The sequence below is a fragment of the Brevibacillus sp. BC25 genome (assembly GCF_000282075.1).
In the GTDB taxonomy this organism is placed as follows: domain Bacteria; phylum Bacillota; class Bacilli; order Brevibacillales; family Brevibacillaceae; genus Brevibacillus.
Map to the genome: position 1 here is coordinate 48,214 of NZ_AKIX01000051.1, position 25,621 is coordinate 73,834.

Consider the following 25,621-nt stretch of genomic DNA (forward strand, 5'->3'; position numbering starts at 1 on the left):
GCAAAAGAGAAGGGGTGCAGCACATACTCCCCTTCTCTTGCGAATCACTATACCTCTGTCGGAGGTACGTTCTTATCTTTGTTTTGTTTTGCTTCTCGTTTCGCTTCGCGCTTCGCCTGGCGAGCCGCTTTACGCGCCAGTCTTCTTTCCTTCGCCCCCTCAAACAGGGAGTACAGGACTGGTACAAGCACCAGTGTCACGATCGTGTGGAATATCAAGCCGGAGATAACGGCTGTTGCGAGTGGCGCTTCCAAATCTGAGCCTTCTGCCATTGCAAGACCCATCGGAAGCATCCCGAGAATCGCCGTCAGCTTCGTCATGATAACGGGACGAATACGTTCCTTCGTTCCTTGGATAATCGCCTCTGCGGTTTCCATTCCACGTTTGCGCAGCAGGTTGATCCTGTCGATCAAGAGGATCGCATTGGATACGACGATGCCGACAAGCATGATAATCCCGATCATCGCCATTTCACCGAATGTCCGCTGCGTAAGGACGAATCCAAGTACAACACCGACCAAGGCCATTGGAATCGTCAGCATGATGATAAACGGTTGGGACATCCGCCCGAACTGGGCAACCATGATGACGTAAATCAGGGCCAGAACCCCCAGGAATACGAAGATCCCCTGGCTCATATTCGTGCTTTGCTCTTTTAGCTTACCGGCGATTTCTACTTTATATCCTGCTGGTACAGGTACGGTTGGCAATTTCTCATCTAGCTCACGGCCTATTGCCCCTAATTCACTTCCCAGCATCTCGGCAGAAACCGTAACGATGCGTTCGCCTTCTTTACGCTCAATCGTGATCGGAGACTTACTATACTCGATATCTACCAGGTCTGCCAAAGGCACTGCTGCTCCGTCTTTCGATGTCACCATAATCGTTTTGAGCTGATCCGGGTGCTTCAGCCAGTTATCCGGCATCTTGGCAACGACGTCTACTTCGATTCCATCTTGTGTGATGGACGTAATTGGTTGGCTGCCAATTAACACGCTCAGTTGTTGCAAAAGGGAACGGTGATCTACATTCAGTCTGGTAAGCGCTTCTTGTTTTGGCAGCAACGTAACTTTTTCTTTTCCTTCTTTAAAATCGTTGCGAATGTTGGTGAGCCCGTTGATCGTGCCAAGCATCGCTTCCAGATCGGTTGCGACCTTCTGCATGACTTCCATGTCATCCCCGTAAACTTCTAGTTGGATCGGGCCGCTTCCACCTTGTTGTCCGAAAGACATGGAGACGGATTCGATTCCTGGGGTCGCATTCAGGCGCTTGTTAATATCCTCGTTCAAAGCGTCCTTTTCACGTGTTCTGTCCGTTTTCGGAATTAAGGAAATGAACAATGTTGCTTCTTCCTTGGAAGTAAAGAAGAATACATCCTTGATTTCCGGGATCTCCCGCATAGATGTTTCTGCGGTGACGGCTGCTTTTTGAGCTGTTTCCAACGTAGTACCGATTGGCATTTTCATAGTAACAAAGACGATATTTTCATTGGGGTTAATTCCTTGACCCATTTTCATAAAAGGTGTGAGGAAAGCGGAACCAACCAGCAATGCTACAGCGAGTAAGACCGTTTTAACCCTATGCTTGATCGCTACATGTAAAATGCCGCTGAATACGCGAATGATAAAGTGTTCCTTGCCTTCTCCTTCTAGCGAAACGTGCTTATCCTTCTGCAAGAAGCGATTGGAAAACACGGGAACGAAGAAGTAAGCAGCGATTGTCGATGCAATAATAGCAGCGGATACCGTAAAGGCGATTGTAGCCAAAACCGGTTTCAGCCAATCTTCAAAATCCGCAAAGACAAGTGGTAAAAAGACGATGATGATCGTGAGCTGCGAGGTGAACACAGGTGTCAAAACTTCTCTCGTTCCTTTAATAATAGCCTGCTTCAGCTCTTCGCCCTTTTCCCTGTAGTGATAGATACTTTCTAATACGACGATGGCGGCATCGACGATCAAGCCGACTGACAAGCTAAGCGACAGCAAGCTGATCATATCAATGTTGTAGCCTGCGAGTTTCATCGCGATGAACGTCATGAACGCAGAGAGCGGCAGCGTCGTAGCAATGACGAGTGTGACCCTCCAGTTGCGAAGGAAGACGAACAAGATGATGATCGCAAGCGCCCCACCAATCATGACATCCCGGCTGAGGTTGCTCACGGCATGCTCAACAAAGGAAGCTCCTTCGAACATGACTTTGATGTTGTATTTGCCGTTTGCTTCTGTGTTCATTTTGCGAACGACTTCTTCTACTTTCTTTTGTGTCGTGATCAAGTCATAGCCGTCTGCCCTCGTCACGCTGAGTTGAATAAACACGGAACCGTTTGTCAGGGCGACGAAGTCTTTTACTTTTCCACGCAAATCTTCAATTTGTGCCAGTTGATTCAGAGAAACGGTTCCTCTCGGTGTATCAATTGGCAGTGCCTCTATTTCCTGCGGGGTCTGATAAGTATTGTCAATCATGACAACCGTATCAAATCCCGTGTTCTCCAGTGTACCAATCCCTTGCTTCCAGTTTGTATCCTGAAGTTGTGAAATGATAGCCGCTGGCGTTGTTTGATAGGCATTCAATCGCTGGGGCAAAAAGGATATGGTAATTTTATTCTCGAAGCTCTTCTCTTCTACGATTACTTCCTTGACGCCCTCGACTTCTTCAATGCGGTCCTTGATTGAGGTTTTTGCCAAACTCAGCATGGTCTTCGGTTCTGCTCCCACGATGGCAAAATCAATCATTTGATCGCTACCCATATTGCTCTGGAAGATATCTACAGAGTCAACGGCTTTCGGAAAACCGTTTCGGAGACGGTTAACGGCATTTTGTACATCTTGTTTAACCTGCTCGCCTTTGCCTTCATTAGCAGAAACATTGATCCTGACAGAACCTGCACTTGTTGAAGAAGAGTATTTTTTAATATCATTAATCGATTTTAGTTCTTGCTCTACTTTCTTCGTTACTTTTTCTTCCATCTCTTCTGGTGGCAGTGCACCACCGGAAATTCTTACGTAAATATCAGGGAAGTTCGTCTTTGGAACGAGTTCGATATTAAAGCTGAATAAGGACCCCAAACCTGCAATGACGAGCAAAAATGTAAACAAGTAGACGATTAGCTGTCTTTTCAGCAAAAAGAGAATCATCTTGTTCATGCAACTATTCTCCCTTCGCCTCTACTTTTTGCCCTTCGACGTAGAATGTAATTCCACTGCGCAGGAGTTGGTCGCCTTCTTTCACTCCAGATACGATTTCGATGGAGTCTCCGACCAATTGACCGGTCTTCACTGGTTTTCTTACAGTCAGTCCATTCTCTACTGCCATCACGTAATGGTCTGTTTGACTCACGCCGACACTTTCCAGCGGCACGAGGAAGCCATTCACTTGACGCGGCACCTCAATCGTCGCAGCCATTCCTCCACGCCAGTAACCATCTGCATTCGGAATCGTGATCTCAACGCGATATTTACCTGTATCCTTGTTCACAACTGGAGAAATAAAGGCAATGGTTCCTTCACTTTTCTTTCCATCGTCAGATAACGCCTGCACCTTCGTTTTTTCATGGAACTGACTGATCAAATCATTGGAAACATCCAAGGTTACCTTCACTTCGGACAGGTCGACGATGCGAATGATTTCCTGACCGGGAGACACCTGCTCACCCATTTGCAAGTTCACATCGACGACTGTTCCTGCGAATGGCGCCTGAATTTTCGCATCATCCAAGCTCTTCTTCGCACGGTCTACACCGCCGGCAGCAGCTTTAATCGATGCGTTGGCGACCATGACATCTTCTGGTTCCGCTCCTTTTTGCAGCTCATTCAGAGACAGCTGAGCGTCACGCAGTGTAATCTCTGCTTGCGTAACGGCCCGTTTACTCGCATTTATTTCGTTTTGCGAAATGGCTCCCCCAGCAAATAGCTTCTCACTTGTTGCGAGATCCTGCTTTGCTTTATCCAGACTGTCCTGCGCGCTTTTTACCTGCAGGCGCTTCTGCTCAATTGCTTCTGCTGTCGCTCCCTTTAACGTCTTGATTTTCCGCGCTGCTGCTTCGTCCACCTGCCCCTGTGCCGCTGCAATTTCTTTTTGATGGTAACGGGTATCCAATGTGGCCAATAACTGACCTTGCGCGATTTTTGCACCTTTGGTCGCGGAGATCGCTGATATCGATCCGCCTGTACCAAACGACAACACCGCGTCCCGCTTGGCTTCCACCATCCCTGTGACTGCGAGCATCACTGGCTTTGTTGCTTTTTGTACCTTTACTACCTCTACTACCTTCGCCTTTGCCTCTGTCTGCTGCGGTGCCTCTGGTGCTGGGGCTGAACAACCTGCTGCGACCAACATTACCGAAGCCAGAATAATCGATGCCCGTTTTTTCACAAGAATTCCTCCAAATTTTCACAATCATTCCTCATGGCGTAATTGTGCCAGTTTTTACCTCTGCTGCAAAACAGTCAGCGGGTGGAAATTCATATCCGCCCCGAGACGGAGAACAGTACCTAACAGCGCATAAATAGATACGCAAGAAAACTGGGAAAGTTACCTTTTATTGGACGATCTTGAAGAAAAATTTACAAAAAAAGCAGCCAAGTCATAGACTTGAACTGCCTTTTGGAATTGATGCATGTTATTGTTCGATCAGTTGTTCCAGTTCTTCGAGCAATTCCTTGAAGACACTCAATGCTTCTGCAATCGGTGTTGGCGACGTCATGTCTACGCCTGCGCCCTTCAGCAGATTGAGCGGATAATCTGAACTGCCGCCCTTGAGGAACTGCAAATAACGATCCACGGCTGGCTGGCCTTCCTCCAATATCTGCTTGGAAAGTGACGTCGCGGCCGAGAAGCCAGTCGCGTACTTATACACATAGAAGCCGCGATAGAAATGAGGAATTCGCGCCCATTCCAAATCTACCTCGCTGTCTACGACCATGTCCGGTCCGTGATAGGAAACATTGAGCTCACGGTAAATAGTACTGAGAGATTCGGCTGTCAAAGGCTCTCCCTGCTCTTCTTTTGCGTGCACAATTTTCTCAAACTCAGCAAACATGGTTTGGCGGAATACCGTTCCACGGAACTGCTCCAGGTAATGATTAATCAAGTACATACGCTGTTTCTTGTCAGTCGTTGTCTCGAGCAAATGATTCATCAGTAGTGCTTCGTTCAGTGTAGAAGCCACTTCTGCAACGAAAATCTTGTAATCGGCATACGTGTAAGGCTGTGCGTGATTGGAATAATAGCTATGCAAAGCATGCCCCATCTCATGCGCCAGCGTAAACATGTTGTTGACATTGTCCTGATAGTTCATGAGTACAAACGGATGTGACGTAAAGGCGCCCCATGAATAGGCTCCACTTGTCTTCCCTTCGTTCTCATGCACATCGATCCAACCGTTGGAAAAGCCTTCTTCCAAAATGCGACCGTACTCCTCACCCAGTGGATGAAGTGCTTCTTTAATCGTTGAAACAGCCTGATCATACGGGATTTTCATGTCCGTCTCATGTACGATTGGCACGTACAAATCGTACATGTGCAATTCATCTACGCCCATTAATTTTTTGCGCAAGGCAATGTATCGGTGCATGAGCGGAAGATGCTCATGAATCGTTGCAATCAGGTTATCGTAAACAGGGAGCTCCACATTATCGGCAAACAAGGCTGCGTACAAGGCAGACGGATATTTTCTCGTCCGTGCGTAGAAAACATCCCCTTTGATGGCAGAAGTCAGCGAGGCTGCGATCGTATTGCGGAACTTGCCATACGTACTGTACAACGCCTCGAATGCCTCTTTGCGCACGCGTCGGTCTTTGCTTTCCATGAACTGCGTATAGCGTCCCTTGGTCAGCTCGACTTCTTCGCCGTTTTCATCCGTAATCATCGGAAATTTCATGTCAGCGTTGTTGAGCATCCCAAAAATTTTGGAAGGAGAAGACGCAAGCTCACTCATATTTGCCAGCAATGCTTCTTCCTCAGCGGATAGCGTATGTGGCTTGAAGCGAGTGATCTCTTCTAATAAAATGCGGTAGTGCTCAAGACCTTCTACTTCTTTGATCCACGTTTGCAAGTCTTCCGTGGGAATTGCCAAAATCTCTGGCTGTATGTACGAAATGGAACCGTATACTTGCGTGCTGAGGCTGGTCGCCCTGTCAGTCAGCCCTTGATACTTGCTGTTCGCATTGTCTTCGTCTCGACGCATACGTGCATAGACGTACACTTGATCAAGCGTCTTCAATAATTCGTCTTGCAGAGTCAACACGGCCAGCAATTGTTTACCGGAAGTAGCCAGAGAGCCTTTCATTGCTGCGATTTTTTCTGTGAGCTGTTTTACTTTTTGTACGTCCGCTTCCCAATCATTATCAGTGGGATACATGTCCTCAAGACGCCATTTGTATTCAGCGGGGACGTCACTGCGTTTCGGCAGTGTTTTGCTTTTATTCACCGTGATCACTCCCTCGTTATTTATGTAAGATGAAATGGTCAAATCATCCATATGTGTATCCTATCGTATTATGCCTAGAGGTTCAAATCAATCAGGCGCTTTCACGATTTTCCACAGAAAAAAAGCCGAGCTTTCCCGAAATGGAAAGTCAGCTTCTCCCTACTCCGATATAGTGAAAGCCTGCTTCCTTTACCTCCTGGTTCGGCCAGGCATTTCGTCCGTCCACCAAGAGGGGTTGCACCATGCTTTGATGAACCTGGTTCCAATCGAGTTGGACACACTGTTCCCATTCTGTGACCAATAAGGCGGCGTATGCTCCCTCACATGCTTCTGCCGCGGATTGCGTGTACGTGATCTGTGGAAACTGCTTGCTGACACCAGGTGCCCCAATCGGATCGAACGCCTTCACGGAAGCCCCTTTTTGCAGGAGTGCTTCTATCAATTTGAGCGATGGCGCTTCGCGGATGTCATCCGTATCTGGTTTAAACGTCAACCCCAGAACGGCAATTTGTTTGCCTTTCAAATCAGGGAGCTGCAAGCACAACTGCTCCAAAAACCAGCCAGGCTGCGTAGTATTCACCTCTCGCACTTTATCCAAAATACTTAAGTGAATATTGTGCTCTGCTGCGAGCTGTAATAACGCAATCGTATCCTTCGGAAAGCAGGAGCCGCCATAGCCTACTCCTGCCCGTAAAAATTGCGGACCGATTCGGCTGTCCAGTCCCATTCCTCGCGAAATCGTCACGATATCCGTCCCGAGTGCGGTACTTAACCGAGCTAGCTCATTCATGAAAGAGATTCGGGTTGCCAAAAATGCATTCGAAGCGTATTTGATCAGCTCCGCGTTTGCTCTGGTGGTGATTACTCGCGGTGCCTTCACGCCATTGTACAGCTCCTCCATGCGAGCCGCTGCCTGAGGATTATCTACGCCAATGACGATTCGCGAAGGCTCCAATGCGTCCAATAATGCACTCCCTTCCCGTAAAAACTCCGGGTTGGATGCAACAGATACTCCTTGGCAGCCAGCCAGCATCCCCGCTACTTTTTCGCCAGTTCCGACTGGTACGGTACTCTTGATTACCACGATGCGTTCTTGCGGTGAGAACGAGTGGACCTTTTCCATGTCAGAAACAGCCCCGAGTACATACGTTAAATCGGCAGTGCCGTCTGCTGCTTCAGGTGTCCCCACACAAATGAAAAAAATCTCTGCGTCCTTCGCCTCTGTCAGATCCGTATAAAAAGCAAGCGCGCCATCACTCAATACTTTTTTCAATGCCTCTTCTAAGCCCGGCTCGTAAATCGGCGAGATCCCTTGGCGCAATTTTTCTACTTTGGACGCAACGAGGTCAATTCCGATCACCTGATGACCGTTCATGGCAAGGGAGACAGCAGTCGTCAAGCCTACGTAGCCGGTCCCAATAACGGCAACTCTCATTCCTTCACCTCATCATTTTTTCGACACACGCAAATAGAGCTCTTCTAGCCTCATCCGTTGCTTATGGATATCGTGGTTTTTTTCTACTTTCAGTCGAGCCTCCGTCGTGATCTGTGCCCACTCGTGACTATCTGTTAGTACACGGTTTATCATTTTCCCGAGTGCAGTCGGTGATTTCTCCGGAACCAGATATCCGGTTACTTTGTTTTCGACCAGCTCCGGAATCCCCGCGTGATAGGTGGAAATGACAGGGCGTCCGCTAGCCATCGCTTCCATGATGACATTGGGTATCCCCTCTTGGTTGCCATTTCTCGCTGTCTTGCATGCGATGATGAACAAATGGCACTTGGCCAGTTCACGCTGGACTTCACGATGTGGCAGAGCTCCTTTGAGCACGACTTGTGTGCCTAACCTGTTTTTCTTGATCAGTCGTTTGAGCTTCTTTTTTTCTTCTCCATCGCCGACGATGATTAGCTTCGCCTTGGGATGTTTTTTATGGACGTGGGTAAACGCTTTGATTAACGTATCCATACCCTTTTTCTCAGTCAGTCTCCCTACGCTTAGCAATCGGTACTCCCCATTTTCCACGGGCTGTGGCGGCAGCATGGGAAATTTGCGCAAATCGATTCCAGAGCGGATAAGGGTAATTTTGGATGGGGGACAGCCCAGATGAATCAATCGCTTTCTCATGTGATTGCTCACGACTGTAAACGCATGGCCCTTTCGAAAGAGACGCGTAAGGGACCGTCTGTACAATGGATTTTCTTTGACGCGCTTGGTCGCATCAAAACCGTGAAAAGAAGTGATCAGGGGAAGCTTGCTTTTTTGTGCATAAGGAAGCAATTCTAATCCAGCAGGACCAAAACGGGCATGCAGACATTTAAAATTTTTTCGTCGCAGCCAAGTGGAGAGGCCGGCCATATGCTTGCGCACATAGACCGGCGAATAAGGAAATTGTTTTCGGTTAAAGGCTCGCTGTCGGGTCAACACCACGGGTTTGACCACTTGATGTCCAAGCAATTGCTCGTAAATAAATGTTTCACTCTTGGGAAGAAACTTTCTGCGATAAACGAGGACCCGATGCATGCAACTGGCCTCCTTGATGACGGGTGTTACCCCTTCGATTGCGAACGAATCTCTGCTAATTGATGGCGAAGGCCCTCTTCTAGCGTCACTTTTGGTTTGTATCCCAAGCGTTGTTGGGCAAATTGGATATCCGCACAGGTTCGTAAGGAGTCACCTGCCGGCCCATTTTGGAACGTAATGCGAGGGGTCAGATTCATTAACGTGCCCATGATGGATAGCACATCGATGAGCTTGATTTCCCGATCGCCGCCCACATTAAAAATGTCACCGGGAACAGCATGCTTTGCAGCGAGTAGATTCGCCTCTACCGCGTCTGTCACATACGTAAAGTCTCGTGATTGCTGGCCATCACCATAGATAATGACCTGCTCGCCTTTCATCATTTGACGAAAGAAACGATGAAAAGCCATATCGGGACGCTGTCTGGGGCCGTAAACCGTAAAGTAGCGAAGCATGCTAACCGGGAGTCCATAAGCTTTCACATAAACCGAGCAGATTTGCTCCATCGCTTCCTTGGTCACACCATATGGGGAAACTGGGCGAAGAGGCGCAGTTTCATTGGTTACGGTCCCTTGCATCGTTCCGTAAACCGAGGAAGAGGACGAGACCACGATGACAGGTGGCTTCGGTCTTTGCAAGCAAGCCTCCAGCAATTCTTGTGTAACCAAAATATTATGGCTAACATAATCGGCAAAGGACTTTCCCCAGCTGTTTCTCACGCCCGGCAAGGCAGCGAGATGGAAAACAGCGTCGACGTTCTCGAGCCAAATGTCCCAACGCCCAGTCTGAAGCGTGGCAGAGTGGAAGGTGAAGGCAGGATGTTTTCCTATTTCGGCCAGATTACGCAGTTTCGCAGCAACATCGTAGTTATCGATGAACCCGTCTATCCCGATGACTGTCACGCCATCGTTCAACAAGCGCTGTGTCAAATGAGACCCAATAAAACCTGCACAGCCGGTGACAAGAGCTTTCTTCATCGTCTCCGACGCCTCACTTTCTTCAGCCTTTTAATGACTAAATAACCGTTGTTGTAACCATAGATGGCCTTGTACTTCTTGCCCCACCTTTTCAGATAAAATTTGAATGTTTTTTTTCGCAAATAATTACGGCGGAACTTCATCTTGTTGTCCGTGAGCTGACCTTTATGCTTCGTCCGGTTGTAAAGAATTTGATTGATGTATCTCACCCGATACTTTTCAATTAATCGCAAAATGATTCGCCGATCCTCCATGATCCTTCCCTCGTATCGATCCGAGGTATCCCAACCACCCACTTTATGCAGAGCTTCTACCCGATAGCAACGTGGAGAAACCATCCAGCGATTGTACTTTAGAAACTGGTATTTGTTATGAAATGTCTTGTGCTTCACCTTAATCGACTTGGTATACTTTCCACGCTTAACTTTCCAAATGTTCATGTTGCCATAGAAGAGAGCTGTGCTTTTCTTACTTTTGTGAATGTACTTTTTGATCACTGCCAGCGTTCGTTTCGGTAACCAGTCATCGGAGTCGAGTTGTACGAGATAAGGGGTATCCACCATTGACAATGCCTGATTCATGACTTTGCCGATTCCAGAATTTTGTTCCATTCGATGATACATAATGTTTGGGTGGTACATATATTTTTCAATTTTACCTCTGGTGTGATCGGTGGACGCATCGTCAATGATCAACAGCTTCCAGTCTTTTGAGGTTTGATTCAAGACGCTTTTGATGGCTCTGCGAATAAACTTGGCGCGATTGTATGTCGGAATGACTACAGTAAAGGTCGGATTCATAGGTCCTCCCTCTTGACAGCCGGAATGCAAATGGACGATTTGTCGCTAACAATGAAGACTCCCGTACTGTTAGAAGATTGACCCGTCATCATCGATGAGCGGCCGAAAACGCTGTTTGTTATTTTCCATGCAATGTCATGCAGTGAGCAGTTTTCAAGCAAGATACTATTTTCGATATACGAGCAATTTCTCAAGCTTACGCCATTTTGGATCGAGACGTACGGTCCTATTTGGCAATTTTCAATCACACAATCATCACCGATTAGTACAGGCCCCGTAATCTTCGCATTTTTCACAATGGTTCCTTTGCCAATTTGATGTTGATTGCCTAGCTCCCTCGTAAGCATCCACTGGTTGGCCTCCAGCCAGCGATCGATGGTTCCCACATCCGAATACTTTCCGTTGGTGACGGAGTGAGACAATTTGAATCCGCGATTAATCATTGATTGAATCGCATCCGTTATTTCAAGTTCGCCTCGGGGAGATGGCTGCAGGGTAGCAATCGACTCAAAAATAGGTGGCGTAAACAGGTATGCGCCAATAACCGCCAGATTGCTCTTTGGCTGACGTGGCTTCTCCTCTACAGAGATCAGTCGTCCTTTTTGTACTTCTGCGATCCCATAATCCTGTGGTCTCTCCACTTTACTTAGCATCACGACACCGTCAGATTTTCTCTTCGTAAACGCTTTTGTAAGACCGTGAAGCGAATCCATCAATAAATTATCACCTAGTAGCAAGATAAACGGTTCGTCTTGCAAAAACGGTTGCGCTAGCTGGACAGCATGGGCAATTCCCAGTGGTACCTCCTGCCTGATAAACGTAATGGTAGCCCCGAATTGACTACCATCGCCCACCATGGGAGGAATCTGTACTTGAGAAGGATGTATCACGATGCCAATGTCCTGAATGCCCACTTCACGCAGTTTGCGAATGCAATAGTGTAGGACCGGGTGATTGGCCACAGGGAGGAGGGTTTTCGGTTGCGAATAGGAAAAGGGGTGCAGTCGCGTCCCACGTCCAGCACACAAGATTAACCCTTTCACAAGTATCACTCCCCAGTTGTGCTCTGCGATACTTATAAGGTATGCGTATCTGAATAGCTGGACAGGGCAGACGTCCACATTGGTGCAAGAAAAGGCAGCCACCTACATCCTTTCCGTTCGAATTAACCTGTTTTTAAAAGCGGTTGTTTCTCTTCACTTCGCTTTGGAACAACTGTTTCAAACACGTTCAGATAGCCTTGTGCTGTCGCGTACCAAGAAAAAAACTTAGCTCGTTGCAGGGCCTGTTTACCCATTTCATTCCGGACAGCAGGTGAACTCCACAACAGTTCCCAGACAGCAGGCAATCCTTTTTTCCAATCTTTTGGCGGAATGATAAAGCCACTTTTCTCGTGGGCAACGACTTCACGAATACCGCCTCGTGGAGTGGAAATGACGGGCTTTCCGGAAGCCATTGCCTCTAAATTGACACGGCAAAACGCTTCTTTCCAAACGGATGGTGTCGCGACGACATCCCCAATTTGATAGTAAAGCGGCATTTTTGCAGATGGTACGAAATTGACGAAACGCACCTTTTCACCCAAAGGCTTCGCAAGTCGCTTGAGTTCTCGAACATACGGATTCAGGCGATTACTGCCGTATCCCGTACCGCCCACAATGACGAGTTTGGCTTTCGGATCTTGTTTGCTCACCTGGCGAAAGGCTTTGATCAGTACATGGACCCCTTTACCGCGCATGAGTCTGCCAGCATAAAACAAGACGCGATCATCTGGCTTCAATCCGAGTTCTTGACGCATTTTTTTGACCGCGATCTTTGCAACCTGATAAGGAGTGACATCGACTCCGAGGTGAACCGCATGAATTTTATTTGCAGGAATGTTGCACGTCCGAATAAAATGTTGACGTAAAAATTCACTGTTCGTAATAAAACCTGTCGCCAGTCGAACGGCGCGCCGCATATTTTCTTTGCTGATGATCGGCTGTGATCCATACACGTGAGAGTGCATATTCACAAAGACCGGGATCTTGGGAAAATGGCGTTTTAATGTGAGGACATAGATCGGTCTGTTTTCCACGAGAATGACATCTGGCTTGTTCTTCTTGATATGGTTAATAATCCGGCGCAAATAAGGCTTTGGCCCTTGATACGGGACGCGAATGAACTGCCGGTTTTCTTCCACGGATGAGGTTGGATAAGTCGCACATTGACGAGTGTAAATCGTCACGTTATGCATGGGCTCGATCATCTTTGTGACCTCGTCAATATCGTGTTCGACCGAGCTTCCTTTGACCGGTGGTACAGAAAAGGGACCCGGACTAATAATTGCGATGTTCATTTCGCTCGATCTCCCACTCCTTTTTCAGTGAAAGAACTACTTGATACAAGTACTGCAATTGTTTTGTATGGTTCTCTTCAAGCTTCTCCCATCTTTCTTCCCACGAAACCAGCGCCTCTTTCAGTTCCAACACTTCTTGCTCAAGCTTATGAACCTGTTCCACGACTGCCTCATCGGTCTCTCTCATAATAATTTCGAAGGTAGGCTCCAAGACCAGTTCCTTCGGCTGCTCAACTGTTGTATTAACGACCAACTCCTGGACGTTTTCCGTTACTTCCTCTTCCTGTTTTTCATTGGCTTTTACGATTGAAATGCGTTGAACTGCCTCATCTACGACATAACTTCCTGAAAACACACCTGGTGTTACCCAATGAGACAGATCCCATTTTTTTCGTTTTTCCACAAGTCATCGCCTCCTGAAGCTTGCATCTACGTAATATGTTATGACAGACAAGGAAAATGGGTACGTGTACGGTGACATAGAAAAAACCGCTTGATTTGGATGAAATCAAAGCGGTTGCCCGTGGTCTCTCATATTTGCTTGTCTACGGAAGTTCAAGCTGTAAAGACGCGCTTGTTCTACGGTCGTAATTTGTTGCTTTTGCCATTCGAGCAAGATCCTGTCGATATAGCGGATGTGGAGCTTACCTACTGTAGCAGCCTCACGCAAAGCGGTCAAAATCAATTCTTCCTGATAGCCGTCCTGTTCGGTCCACATGTGTATGTTCTCCAATTCAAATGGCGCTAACGGGCGACCAAATGCCTGCTCAAAACGAGCGTAAATGGCAACAGGCTCGGCATCCAGAGAAACAGCCACTTCCATAAAGGGCTCCATGCTTCTCGGGTCTGCTTGCTGCTCCCGCCAGGTCTGGTACAGCTTTTTGTACAAGGGGGTCAAATTGTATTGCTCATGACGCATGCCAGTCTGTGGATCGATAAACTCATCTATCGTAATCCAATCTTCTTTTAATAGCTTTTGTAGAGATTGAATCAATCTCCGGCTCGTCATGGACATACGTTCCTCCAGCTCTGTTAAGGTCGGGAATCGATTCCCTTCCTGCTGAAAGGATAATAGATGAATCAATAGCATCATCTCGTCATCAGTCAATGACATACGCTTATACATTTTCAAAAGAAGGTTGGAGACGGATGTTGCTCCTTCTTGCAACAATTGCAATATATGGGAGTCCATAACGCATATTCACCTCTGGGTTGGAATAACAAGGGAGTGCGTAAAACGCGCTGTCAAACAATAGGAACACCCTGCTGCCCTCGCGCAACAGGGTGTAGATCGTTCAGTGATAAAAGAACTCTCTATGGGTAGAGACGATTCAGCATGCGTGGGAATGGAATAGTTTCACGCACGTGATCCAGACCGCAAATCCATGCAATCGTACGCTCCAGACCCAAACCGAAGCCGGAGTGAGGAACTGTACCGTATTTACGCAGATCCAAATACCAGCGATATGCCTCTTCCGAAAGCTCATGCTCAGCAAAACGTTTCTCCAAGAGTTCTGGATCATCAATCCGCTGGCTACCCCCGATGATTTCACCGTAGCCTTCTGGTGCGATCATATCCGCACACAGAACCACTTCCGGACGTTCAGGGTGTGGCTTCATGTAGAAAGCCTTGATTTCGGTAGGATAATGAGTGATGAAAACTGGCTTGTCGAAGTGGTCCGCAATCATCGTCTCATCCGGTGCCCCGAAGTCGTCTCCCCATTTGATCTCGCTACCTTTTTCCTGCAACAGTTTGATCGCATCATCGTAAGAGATGCGTGGGAACGACCCCGTTACATTTTGCAGTTTTGTTGTATCGCGCTCCAACGTTTTCAGTTCGCGCTCACAGTTTTTCAATACGGATTGTACCACGTGAGAAACAAACGCTTCCTGAATACGCAGATTTTCTTCATGATCCACGAAAGCCATCTCCGGCTCGATCATCCAGAACTCGATCAAGTGACGACGTGTCTTGGATTTCTCGGCACGGAAAGTTGGACCGAAAGAGTAAACGCGACCTAACGCCATAGCGACTGCTTCCATATAAAGCTGGCCGGACTGCGAGAGATACGCATCCTCCTCAAAATATTTGGTATGGAACAGATTCGTGGTACCTTCCGCAGAGGTCGGTGTCAAAATCGGTGGGTCTACTTTTACGAACCCGTTCTCGTGGAAGAACTCATACATAGCGCGAATCACTTCGGAACGCACAGCCATCACTGCGCGCTGACGTGGAGAACGCAGCCACAGGTGGCGATGGTCCATGAGGAAGTCAACACCGTGTTCCTTCAAGGAAATCGGATACTCCTGGGCGATCTGAATAATTTCCACACCTGTTACTGTCAGTTCGTAACCGCTTGGTGCGCGGTCATCCGCACGAACTACACCGGTTATGTAAAGTGAGCTTTCTTGTGTGAGCTGTGATGCATTCTCCCACACTTCTTCCGCTACTTCCGCTTTCACTACTACACCTTGGATGAAGCCGGAGCCGTCGCGGAGCTGCAAAAATTGAATCTTACCGCTGCTGCGTTTGTTGTATAACCAGCAACCCAGGCGTACTTCTTGTCCAACATGCTGCCCGATTCGGGCAATCGTCGTCAACATTGAATGATTCCCTCCATTTACCATGCCACGCAAATACAGACTAAGTATACCTACCAATTATACTATTGGGGGCCTGCAAATTCAATGAAAGTCTCCTTGTACAATGTTAACCATAAATTAATTATGTAAACTAATTGTGCATTTGGGAGACCTGATCTCAACATCGGCCTCCCTGCTTCTGAATCATCCACTCGCCCCATTGTTGTTTCCTACCGAATTATTTATCATACTCGATATCGCTATCGTATTCTTCACTACTTTCATAATCTTGTTCGAGATCACTTTCATCCGTGTCTTCATCTTCATATTCATCCATGTCGTGATCCTCCGTGTCATCCTCGTCCGTGTACTCATCTTCCATGTCTTCATCGTCCGTATCTTCATAATCCGTGTCTTCATCATCCGTATCTTCATAATCCGTGTCTTCATCATCCGAGTCTTCATAATCCGTGTCTTCATAATCCGTGTCTTCATCATCGGTGTCTTCATCATCGGTGTCTCCATCATCGGTATCTTGATCATCCATGTCTTCATCATCCATGTCTCGATCTTCCTCGATCTGATCTTCGTCGACTTCTTCTGCCTCCAGTTGCTCCCTCTCCGTTGACCATTCCAATATTTCGTGTGGGACACCTACTCCTTTTTCTCCAATCGCGATCCAGTGAATCACACCAGTCGCTTCTTGACCCTCTTGATTGCGAAACACGGTGATGATCGCTGAAGTCCTCTTGGTGTATTTGAGCGATGTATAAATCCCCGGTTGATTTGTCATCGCCACCATACAATAGTGTGTATCCGCATAAGGCTGTGGCAAACGAACGGTCACATCTGTGGACTTGCTCGTGACAGAAAGTCTGAATGGGACGAAACCGTATTGTTGAAAGGTTATTCCTACGTGATTATGCGTTTCAATGACCGGAAAGCTCAGCTTCTCAGCCGTAATCGACTCATTCTCAATGTGAACCGTAGAGACAGCTTTGGGCGCAATTTTGGAACCGGTCACGGAGTCCTCTGCCAGTTTTTCCTGCGTAATGATCCGGTTTTGCAGATGCTGTTCTGTTATGCTTCTCGTGACCAGATGATTTCCTTTGAGCGTCCCCTCCATAATATGAGTTCCATCCAAGCTGCCTTTTATGACATGCGCACCATGAATCGAATGGCTATCCAGCTTGCTCGCATCAATGCTCTGGTCAGCTATTTTCTCTCGAGTGACACTGCCTTCCTGTAATTTTTCCTTGGAAATGGAGTTACCCTGGAGATGTTCATTTTGAATGATATGACTGTTGAGATGTGTAGACGATATTGCTTTTTCGGCGATCTTTTCCCCTGTGACGGCTGCTCTGCCCAGATGGCGTGTCTTGATCGCATCTTTGGCTATTTTTGGGGCTGTGATGACGGCATCTCCAATTTTGCTTGTCGTAATGCTTAGGTCTGAAATTTTGTCTGTGGAAACAGATTCCGGCGCCAATTTTGAGGTGGTCACCAAGTGGTCATGCAGATGTTGCGTGTGGATGATGTATTCGCGTAGATGATTGCCCCCAATGAGTCTGTCAGCCAAATGATGTTCTTCTACAGATCTTCTTGCCAACTTTTCTGAACGAATGGACCCGTCAATCAGATGTCGTGAACTCACACTCTCGTCGAGTAAGTGTTTCTCTCCTACACTCCTGTTCGCCAATTTGTCGATGGTGACAGCCTTGTCGGCTATTTTGCCAGTGGTAATCTGCTGATCCCCAATTTTTTTGGACGTCAGCATCCCGTCTTGCAAGTGGCTCGATAGGACACTACCAGCTTGTAAATGTGTACTACCGATTGATTCTTTGGCGAGTTTTTCTGTCGTGACGCTGTTGTTGTCTAAATGCTCAGTCAAAATCGCATTTGGCCCCACTTTATCACTGGTCACCGCTTCTGGCTGTAAATGCTGGCTGTAAATGGCCTGAAATGCGATGTGATGATTCGTGATGCTGCCGGCGCTAATATTACTGCCATCTATTAGCTCCTCAGTGAGGTGATGACGGTAAATGGAGCCTTCACGGATATGTTGAGACTCAATTGCATCCTCGTCTATCTTCGTCGAAGTGACTGCTCCATCGCGTAATTTATCTCCTGTGACTGCTCCATCCTCAAGCTTCACTGTGTTGATCACATAATTGGCTAGGTTACTTGTTTGAATGGATCCCATTTTTATTTTTTCCGTGGTAATCGATTGATCCTGGATCAACTCATTCGTAATGGCTTGATCCTGAATATGCTTACTCTGAATCGAGTGGTCGGCAAATTTCATGGAGTCGATCGTTTTATCAGCTAACTTCTCCGACGTAATGCTATGATTGATCAATTTTTGCGCGGATATCGAATAATCCTGCAAATGCTCACCGTCTACGATTCCCCGCCCCAGATGATCCCTCAGTATCGAATGGGGTGCGAGTTTGGTGGAGGTTACGCTCATGTCCGCGAGTTTGCTGCTGTCCACGGCATAATCCTTCAAAATAGAATTATCCACGGCGCCTTGCTTAATCTTGGACGCGTCAATGGCACGGTTCGCAATTTTTTCTGTTGTCACCGATTGATCTGTCAAGTCGTCTGTATAGACAAATGATTGGACACGATCATCATTTCGGTCTTTGATGACCTTTGAATAAAAGTTCGGATTGGCAGTTGAGCTTTGTTTGGAGGATACGTTTTGTTTGGGAGATACGTTTTGTTTAGAAGATGTATCCTGTTTGGGAGTTGAATCCTGTTTGGGAGTTGAATCCTGTCTGGAAGTTGAATCCTGTCTCGAAGTTGAGTCCTGTCTCGAAGTTGAGTCCTGTCTCGAAGTTGAATCCTTTCTGGAAAACGATTCCTGTTTGGAAGTTAAATCCTTTCTGGAAAACGAGTCCTGCTTGGAGGATAGGTCCTGCTTGGGTACTTTGGGAATCGGTTGTTGCTCTTTCGGTGTGGCAGCAGAGAGGGGAGGTATTCTCTGATCGCTCTCCAAATTACTTTCAAGCAGATTTAATTCGAGGTCTTCCATCCACTCCCGATCGGGTGATGATGTATATGAGAGCGGTAACTCGTGCATGGTCTGCCTAAAGGTTTTGCTCAGACTTTTGTTTGCTTTTCGCCGGTTCACATTGGCCATAGGGTCTCCTTGCCTCCTGATTTCATTCCCGTATCACTTTTGTAGGATATTCATCCATTTCCCTATTTGGCACCGTGTCTACAAAATTGTTTCATCCTTATTGGCCTAAGTTTCCAGCAAACACAAAAAACCTGCTTGGCCAACTCTCCCGTTGGCTAGCAGGTTCTTTATCTTCATTTATACAGCGACTTCTTCTTTCGTTTGTGACAAAAGCGTTCTGAATTCATCGCCTTGCAGAACTTCCGCTTCCATCAATGTGTACAAGCCTGTTTGGAATACGGAGTCAAACTGTCTCAAAAGATTACGAGTTTCTACGAGCAATCCTTCCAGCAAACGTTCAACCTCGTCATGAATACGACTCTTCTCCACGTATTGCAAATGTACAATACCCAGATCCGACATACCGCTTTGTACAATTTCCTGTGCCATTCCCAGCGCTTGCTCGAAGTCATTCTTCGATCCAGTACTGCGCCCTCCGTAGTAGATTTCCTCCGCTACGGCTCCGCCAAGGCTAACCATGATTTGCTTTTCCATCGCTTCCTTTGTATACAGATAGCGGTCTTCCATTGGATTTTGTCGAACGTATCCTAGTGCTTTGCCACGTGGACTTAGCGTGACCTGTGAGACAGAGCCTGGTCGCACGATCTCACTAACAATGGCATGGCCTATTTCATGGAGAGCAACACGTTTCTTCTCTTCCTCTGACGCTTGACGGTCTACCTTCTCTCCGAGCATGACTTTGTCCACGGCATAACCAAAATGCTTCGCAGTGATCTTGTCCTGACGATCACGCATGGCGTAAATGGCCGCTTCATTGGCTACACTTTCCAGCTGTGCGCCAGAAAAACCGAATGTCTCCTGTGCTACTTTTTCCAGTGTGACGTCCTCGCCTAGCGGTTTATTGGCCGTATGAATCGTCAAAATCTGCTCGCGTGCTGGCTTGTCAGGAAGATCAACGCTAATATGACGGTCAAAACGACCAGGACGCAACAGCGCTGCGTCGAGCATATCTTTCCGGTTCGTAGCTGCCATGACTAAAATCCGCGGCTTGTCAGTCGTTGCTACACCATCCATCTCTGTTAACAGTTGATTCAAGGTTTGATCATATTCACGCTGCTGTTGACCGTCCCTTTTCCCACCGACGACATCGATCTCATCGATAAAAATAATCGCGCTGTCTTGCCCATTTTTCTCTGCTAATGCCTTCGCTTCTTGAAATAATTCACGGACGCGTTGTGCACCGACGCCCACGTACATCTCTACAAACTGCGAACCTGATGCCGCTACAAAAGCAGAATTTGTATAGTTCGCTGCCGCTTTCGCCATCAGTGTCTTACCCGTACCAGGAGGACCTGTCAAAAGAACACCTTTGATCGGGCGAATTCCGTACTGCTCAATTTTGTCTTTGTACACGAGAAAATCAAGCGATTCCTTCAGTTCTTTTTTAGCGCGTTCCTGTCCACCGATATCGGCAAACTGCACGTCCGATTTCGGAAGCTCATGCTTATTTGCTTTTCTTTTCCCACCGAGGGCGACATTTCCGCCTTGTCCATTTTGCTGACGGATCACCAGAAAGTAAATCGCCCCCAGTACCGCTCCGAACACCAAGAATGGCGTAATATTTACACCTAGAAAAACAAGAAAAATCAACAGTGCAGGTACGACGCCGATCAGCACTTCCTTACGCACGTGCCGTCACCTCTTTTTCAATGGAACGGGGTATGATGGTATAAAAATCCTCCGTTCCTTTTTTCAAGTAAACATAAATGTTCTCGTCATCCATCAATGCAGATGCTTCGTCCAGCTGATTCCCCTTTTTCCATTGTTCCACGAGGGCTGGAATACGGCTATATTCATGCAACTCCACTGCTTCTGTAAACACAAATTGACCGCTCTGCCAAATATCGTTCATCGCTGTCGACTGGTTGTCTATGTCAATGACCACTTCTTTTTCCCCTGCGACCTTTTGTGTTTCCGTCAGCAGATTGCGATATTCTGCTGGAAATGCGTCTGGTTTTGTAACAGTTACATCTATTTGAATTTTATCTTTGCTGATCTCCAAGTTGCCCAATGTTGCGGACTGCATTTGTCCAATTTCTGCACGGATTGGCTCCTCAATCTCCATCTTTTGATACAAGAACCATCCTCCGAACAGGAGTGCCAAGGTTGCCACCAAAGATAATCCAATTGCGCTCTTTTTCAACTGCACGGCTACTCCCCCCATAAATATCGTTCTCGTTTTCTCTCTCTGCAACGTCCCTAGTATATCACATGAGTATATCAATTTCTTATACAGATGTTGGATGGAATGCCAAACAGGCCTTCTCCCATAAGGAAAAGGCCTGTCGTCAAGCAAGCGTATTAGGTTGGCGCGAGCACGTATGAGGTTAACAGAGCACCGGTGAATAGATCATAGTGAATATAGTGAAAACGACCGTCTTTGTCTTTGACAGTGACTTCCCAAAATTTCTTATCGTTTTCGAGACCAGGAACCAAATGAGTGATCTCCGATTGTGGGAATGACTTGTAAACCGCCTCTTCTACATTCTTTTTTGGAACAGCTAGATCCATTCGATCGAAGCTAACTTTCTGATCTGTCATCCAGGCTACAACCTGTGTACCTGCCTTATTTTTCCCAATGACGACAGCGTAGCTCTCCTTGCCTCGATATTCATCAATGGATTCAATCTCCGTGATTGTCGTGCGATCCTGGACCCACTGACGAACGGTTTCCTCAAATTGATTACGCTCTCCTGCTACAGAAGCCGTCAGGTGATAGGCGAACCCAGCTCCCGTAAGTAAAATGACGGCTACGATTGATAGGATAATTCGTACTAACACAGCAAAGTAACTCCTTTACGTGGCTGACATTACAATCGGAATCGAAGCTGGTCTCTCTTCACTCCAACTGCCGTTTGTATTTGCAAATCCAGCTCCAGTTGGCGAAGCTGCCCCGTAGTTGATTCGTACCATAGTTGGTAATTGACTTTCATTCCGTTCGTTACATTCGAAGTCAAATCCTGAATAGGGAAGGATGGACCTAACCACATCGATAATAACGAAGAGACTTCCTCAGGTGGTACCGCTATCCGATATCCACTCCATCCTTGCCCTGCAGTATCTTCAAGGCGTTCAGGACTAACCGATTGCAAAACTCCCTTGAGCAATACTGCATGCTCATACGGGGTGAACATCGCATACGGCAGCGCGGCATGATCCTGTATCTGGCCATCAATTCGTACCGATACTGGCTGCCTATCTTTTCTGGCTATTTCAAGCTGGTGGCCACCGATTTCTCCTGTGAGTTGAAATTGCTCATTTTGATATCGCCCATGCAACGTCTGATCTTGCATGTATACCAGAAATGAACGTTCCTCGTCCTTCGTGATCTGCTCCAAAAGCTCCGCTACCGTCGTCGCTGTCTGCTCCGTTCCTGCTGTTTGGCTGATCGCAGACGCAGTATCTGTGCTGTCTGTATTGGCTGATCGACTTACTGTCCCGAATACAATCCCAAGCAGAAATAGACCGAGTAGGATAGGAATCAGCCACCACAGCATTTTGGGCCGGATGTACATGTCGTCCCCCCTGTCCCATTTTTGTCTTTAGCCTATGCTATACGGGAAGGTTTTAGAACGACACGGAAAAGTTGCTAATCATAGCTTAAGGTCGGGCGGTCATACTACATATACACCCCGAGGAGGTGAGCGCGTGACATCTTCGCAACAAACCACATCTCCTGACATACTTGGGTTTCTGTTACAGGAATACCGCGTCTCCTGGGCAGGATTGTCGTCTCCCTTGCGTCAATGGTCGCACACACCCACTCTTCATTTTCGCCATCATCTCCTGACAAAAGCTGTGGCGAAAAATAACAACGGAACGTCGTAGTATCCAATTCCCCTACCTACACCTGCACTGCCTTACTCCTGTCCCCCACCTGACAGGAGCCTTTTACCGTTTTAACGTTTGGAATACGCGGTTTGCTTCGTAAATCGCACGCTCCTCATCGATAGTCAACAGCTTATGATTACGCATCAAGAATTTACCCGCTACAATCGTATCTTTCACATCGCGTCCATTTGCTGCGTACACGACGTGTGAAATCGGTTGGTGTGCCGGGTGGAAATGGGCTTGGTGGCTATCCAGCACGATCAAGTCAGCTTGCTTGCCTACTTCAATGCTTCCGAGCGTTTCCTCTTGGAATACCCCTTCTGCGCCATAACGAGTAGCCATGCGAAGTGCTTCCTCTGCTGGTACGGCTACTGGATCGTTGTTCACACCTTTGTGCAGGATCGCAGCGAGTTTCAATTCCTCAAACAAATTCAAATTGTTGTTGCTTGCCGAGCTGTCGGTACCCAGTGACACGCTTACACCTTTTGCCAACATTTTCGGAACAGGCGCAACACCGCTTGCCAGCTTCAGGTTGCTCACTACGTTATGAGAAACTCTCACGTTGTATTTTGCCAAAATGTCGATTTCTTCATCCGTTAGGTGAACAGCGTGTGCGACGAGTGTTGGGCGATTGAACATTCCCAGCTTTTCCAAATGAGCAACTGGACGCAGTCCGTAGTCCTTCTCGTTTTGACCGACTTCCCAAGCAGTTTCAGACATATGGATATGAAGCGGCAAGGAAAGCTCATCGGCTTTTTCGATAATTTGGGTAATAAATTCTGGTGAGCAGGTGTACGGCGCATGCGGTGCCATCATGACGGTAATACGCCCGTCTGCCTGATTATGCCATTCTTTTGCAAAAAGAGTCGCGTCTTTCAGCTTTGTTTGACGTTCTTCTTCGGAGCACAGACCGATCATACCACGGCAAAGGCGCGCACGCATTCCAGCTGCATCAACTTCCTTCGCCACGACGTCCATATGATCATACATATCCACAAACGTGGTGGTTCCGGTACGAATCATCTCGATAAGCGACAATTGGGTACCCCATTTTACTGTATCGCCCGTGAATTGCGCCTCCAATGGCCACATTTTGTCTTCAAGCCATTGTTGCAGCGGCAAATCATCTGCATAACCGCGTAGGAGGGACATACCAGCATGTCCATGCGTGTTGATTAAGCCAGGTAGTATGTAATCACCTTTTTGATCGATGACTTCATCGTATCCCGCTTCCGACAGGTCTTCAGGAGTTGGGCCCACATACGTAATCTTGTTGCCTTCGAATGCTACGGCACCATCGTAAATGACTTCATTCGTATCGTTAACGGTAATAACTGTTGCGTGAATGAGGATCGTCTTTTTCATAGTATACACTCCATTCTTACGTCAAATAGTAGGCCAAGCTTTGCAGGTTGGACGTCACATCCGCATAGTGAATGCGAACATCTTTTCCTGCGCGAATCGTCGTAGGGGCAAAATTCAAGATCCCCCTGATACCCGCTTGAGTCAACTGATCACATACGGATTGCGCTGCAGGTGCCGGTACCGTAATAATCGCTAGCTTGATTTGCTTGTTTACGATCGTTTCTTCCAGCTCTGCTAAAGGCTGGATCGGTATACCTGCGACTTTTTTGCCCTGCTTCTCTGGATTACTGTCAAAGATGGCCGCAATCCGCATGTTATCTTTCAAATAAGCGTTGTAGTTACTAATGGCATGGCCTAAATGCCCAGCTCCGACCAAAGCGACACGGATTTCATCCGTTAGCTTCAGAATTTCACGTATTTTTTCCACTAGATAATCGACATCATAGCCGATTCCCTTTTTTCCAAAATCACCAAAAGCTGCAAGATCTTTTCTGATTTGGGCAGGATTCACATCAAGATTCTTGCCCATCTGTTGGGAGGAAACGGTGGTCACCTCAACTTGCTGCAAATAACTGAGGTAACGCAGATAAATCGGCAAACGACGGACGACCGCTTCTGAAATCTTTTCGTGTTTTGCCACGTTCGGTCTTCCCCCCTAATTCTTTTGCTTCAAAATCCGATATTCTTTTCCATTCGATAAAATGGTAATGGAACCGTCGTGGCTGGTAACGTATGTCTCGGCCCATGACTCACCCAGGCGCTCCATGACTTCCGTCTGACCGTCTTTCATTTGATCCCGCGATCGACCTGTCTGAATAATGGCGACCTGAGGATCGACTTGCGTCAGAAACGGTTGCGAAGAGCCTTGATTGCTCCCCTGACCGGCTACCTTTAGCACTTCCGCTTTCAGTCTGCCATTTTGCCGTTCCAACAGTCGCTCTTCTGCTTTTTCATTCACGGCGCTCATAAATAAAAAACGCAATTGACCGTGCGTCAATCGAAAAACGAGAGAATTGTTCTGGGGCGATAAAAATAACGGTTCATCCGGGAGCAAAACTTCCATCGAGATTTCTTGGTCAAGAGCGAGTACTTGTCCTTGCTCTGCTTCCATCTGTTTTTGGTTGGAGCGAAGCAGCATGACATGGCGAATCGATGATGCGATCAGCTTGGGCAAAATGACGGCATCTACAAGCACTTGCTGGCTCAATGAAGCGTAGCCTCCCATATGCTCAGGCTGGTCGTTCGTCACCACTACATAGTCGAGCCGTGTGATCTTGAGCTCTGCCAAGCGCGCGGAGAGAACGGGCCAATCATCTGCCGTACCCGTATCAATCAGCATCGTTTTGCCGCCTGGCATTCTCAAAAGCGTACTCTCACCATGTGGAAGTGCCAAGTAGGTGATAATAAGACCCGAAAATTCCTGTTCTGTCTCTGTTTCAAACGGGTCATCTATCTTCACTGCTGCCTCTTGCAAATACAAATGGCTATCAATCGAGCATGCGCAAAGGAAAATCGCACTAAGAACTACAATCCACCAACGCCACTCTTTTTTCCATAACATTTATTTTATCACC

General features: G+C 47.3%; 21 protein-coding genes. 1 reads left to right on the forward strand and 20 read right to left on the reverse strand.

From position 1 onward, the window contains the following. Nucleotides 1-47: 47 nt before the first annotated feature. The 17 genes from PMI05_RS15115 to PMI05_RS15195 all read right to left on the reverse strand — a co-directional run bounded on the left by PMI05_RS15115 (nt 48) and on the right by PMI05_RS15195 (nt 22,366). A complete protein-coding gene (locus PMI05_RS15115; protein WP_007723079.1) occupies nt 48-3,143 on the reverse strand; it encodes an efflux RND transporter permease subunit in 3,096 nt (1,031 codons plus the stop codon). A 4-nt stretch (nt 3,144-3,147) separates the two neighbouring features. Continuing rightward, nucleotides 3,148-4,371 (reverse strand): efflux RND transporter periplasmic adaptor subunit, encoded by a 1,224-nt coding sequence (locus tag PMI05_RS15120; protein ID WP_007723082.1) that lies wholly within the window; start codon nt 4,369-4,371, stop codon nt 3,148-3,150. Between the two features lie 247 nt (nt 4,372-4,618). Continuing rightward, nucleotides 4,619-6,478, reverse strand: a complete 1,860-nt coding sequence (gene pepF, locus PMI05_RS15125; protein WP_007723085.1) for an oligoendopeptidase F — start codon at nt 6,476-6,478, stop codon at nt 4,619-4,621. A gap of 97 nt (nt 6,479-6,575) precedes the next feature. Further along, on the reverse strand, nt 6,576-7,862 hold the full coding sequence (locus PMI05_RS15130; RefSeq protein WP_007723088.1) for a UDP-glucose/GDP-mannose dehydrogenase family protein: 1,287 nt from the start codon (nt 7,860-7,862) through the stop codon (nt 6,576-6,578). Nucleotides 7,863-7,874: 12 nt separating this feature from the next. After that, nucleotides 7,875-8,948: a glycosyltransferase gene (locus PMI05_RS15135; RefSeq protein WP_007723090.1), complete on the reverse strand. Its 1,074-nt coding sequence runs from the start codon at nt 8,946-8,948 to the stop codon at nt 7,875-7,877. Nucleotides 8,949-8,974: 26 nt separating this feature from the next. Continuing rightward, a complete protein-coding gene (locus PMI05_RS15140; protein WP_007723103.1) occupies nt 8,975-9,925 on the reverse strand; it encodes an NAD-dependent epimerase/dehydratase family protein in 951 nt (316 codons plus the stop codon). After that, nucleotides 9,922-10,725 (reverse strand): glycosyltransferase family A protein, encoded by an 804-nt coding sequence (locus tag PMI05_RS15145; RefSeq protein ID WP_007723105.1) that lies wholly within the window; start codon nt 10,723-10,725, stop codon nt 9,922-9,924. The genes PMI05_RS15140 and PMI05_RS15145 overlap by 4 nt, the downstream gene beginning before the upstream one ends. Beyond that, the gene (locus PMI05_RS15150; RefSeq protein WP_039960841.1) at nt 10,722-11,768 is read right to left on the reverse strand and encodes a glucose-1-phosphate thymidylyltransferase; all 1,047 of its coding nucleotides are present in this window, start codon (nt 11,766-11,768) and stop codon (nt 10,722-10,724) included. The genes PMI05_RS15145 and PMI05_RS15150 overlap by 4 nt, the downstream gene beginning before the upstream one ends. Before the next feature lie 122 nt (nt 11,769-11,890). Beyond that, nucleotides 11,891-13,063, reverse strand: a complete 1,173-nt coding sequence (locus PMI05_RS15155; RefSeq protein WP_007723110.1) for a glycosyltransferase family 4 protein — start codon at nt 13,061-13,063, stop codon at nt 11,891-11,893. Beyond that, nucleotides 13,044-13,466, reverse strand: a complete 423-nt coding sequence (locus tag PMI05_RS15160; protein WP_007723119.1) for a hypothetical protein — start codon at nt 13,464-13,466, stop codon at nt 13,044-13,046. Before PMI05_RS15160 ends, PMI05_RS15155 begins: the two co-directional genes overlap by 20 nt. 105 nt (nt 13,467-13,571) lie before the next feature. Further along, nucleotides 13,572-14,255, reverse strand: a complete 684-nt coding sequence (locus tag PMI05_RS15165; RefSeq protein ID WP_007723121.1) for a DnaD domain-containing protein — start codon at nt 14,253-14,255, stop codon at nt 13,572-13,574. Nucleotides 14,256-14,377: 122 nt separating this feature from the next. Then, nucleotides 14,378-15,667 (reverse strand): asparagine--tRNA ligase, encoded by a 1,290-nt coding sequence (gene asnS, locus PMI05_RS15170; protein WP_007723123.1) that lies wholly within the window; start codon nt 15,665-15,667, stop codon nt 14,378-14,380. Nucleotides 15,668-15,884: 217 nt separating this feature from the next. Beyond that, nucleotides 15,885-18,791, reverse strand: a complete 2,907-nt coding sequence (locus tag PMI05_RS15175; RefSeq protein ID WP_007723127.1) for a WIAG-tail domain — start codon at nt 18,789-18,791, stop codon at nt 15,885-15,887. 177 nt (nt 18,792-18,968) lie between these two features. Next, nucleotides 18,969-20,480, reverse strand: coding sequence for an AAA family ATPase (locus tag PMI05_RS15180; protein ID WP_007723129.1), 1,512 nt, complete (start codon nt 20,478-20,480; stop codon nt 18,969-18,971). Next, nucleotides 20,473-21,000 (reverse strand): hypothetical protein, encoded by a 528-nt coding sequence (locus tag PMI05_RS15185; RefSeq protein WP_007723131.1) that lies wholly within the window; start codon nt 20,998-21,000, stop codon nt 20,473-20,475. Before PMI05_RS15185 ends, PMI05_RS15180 begins: the two co-directional genes overlap by 8 nt. Nucleotides 21,001-21,152: 152 nt before the next feature. Continuing rightward, entirely contained in the window at nt 21,153-21,632 is a 480-nt protein-coding gene (locus PMI05_RS15190; protein ID WP_007723133.1) for a DUF5590 domain-containing protein, read from the reverse strand. Between the two features lie 29 nt (nt 21,633-21,661). Further along, nucleotides 21,662-22,366, reverse strand: coding sequence for a hypothetical protein (locus PMI05_RS15195; RefSeq protein ID WP_007723135.1), 705 nt, complete (start codon nt 22,364-22,366; stop codon nt 21,662-21,664). Nucleotides 22,367-22,499: 133 nt separating this feature from the next. On the opposite strand from PMI05_RS15195, the gene PMI05_RS30725 reads away from it, so the two are divergent. Further along, entirely contained in the window at nt 22,500-22,679 is a 180-nt protein-coding gene (locus PMI05_RS30725) for a hypothetical protein (RefSeq protein WP_157230900.1), read from the forward strand. A gap of 63 nt (nt 22,680-22,742) precedes the next feature. On the opposite strand, the gene PMI05_RS15200 is transcribed toward PMI05_RS30725, so the two are convergent. Genes PMI05_RS15200 through PMI05_RS15210 form a run of 3 tightly spaced genes read right to left on the reverse strand, consistent with a single transcriptional unit; the run spans nt 22,743 to nt 25,608 of the window. Beyond that, nucleotides 22,743-24,047: an amidohydrolase gene (locus tag PMI05_RS15200; protein ID WP_007723137.1), complete on the reverse strand. Its 1,305-nt coding sequence runs from the start codon at nt 24,045-24,047 to the stop codon at nt 22,743-22,745. 16 nt (nt 24,048-24,063) lie between these two features. Continuing rightward, complete coding sequence (locus PMI05_RS15205) at nt 24,064-24,687, reverse strand: redox-sensing transcriptional repressor Rex (RefSeq protein ID WP_007723139.1); 624 nt, start codon at nt 24,685-24,687, stop codon at nt 24,064-24,066. Between the two features lie 15 nt (nt 24,688-24,702). Continuing rightward, nucleotides 24,703-25,608, reverse strand: coding sequence for a ComEC/Rec2 family competence protein (locus tag PMI05_RS15210; RefSeq protein ID WP_007723141.1), 906 nt, complete (start codon nt 25,606-25,608; stop codon nt 24,703-24,705). Between the last annotated feature and the right edge of the window lie 13 nt (nt 25,609-25,621).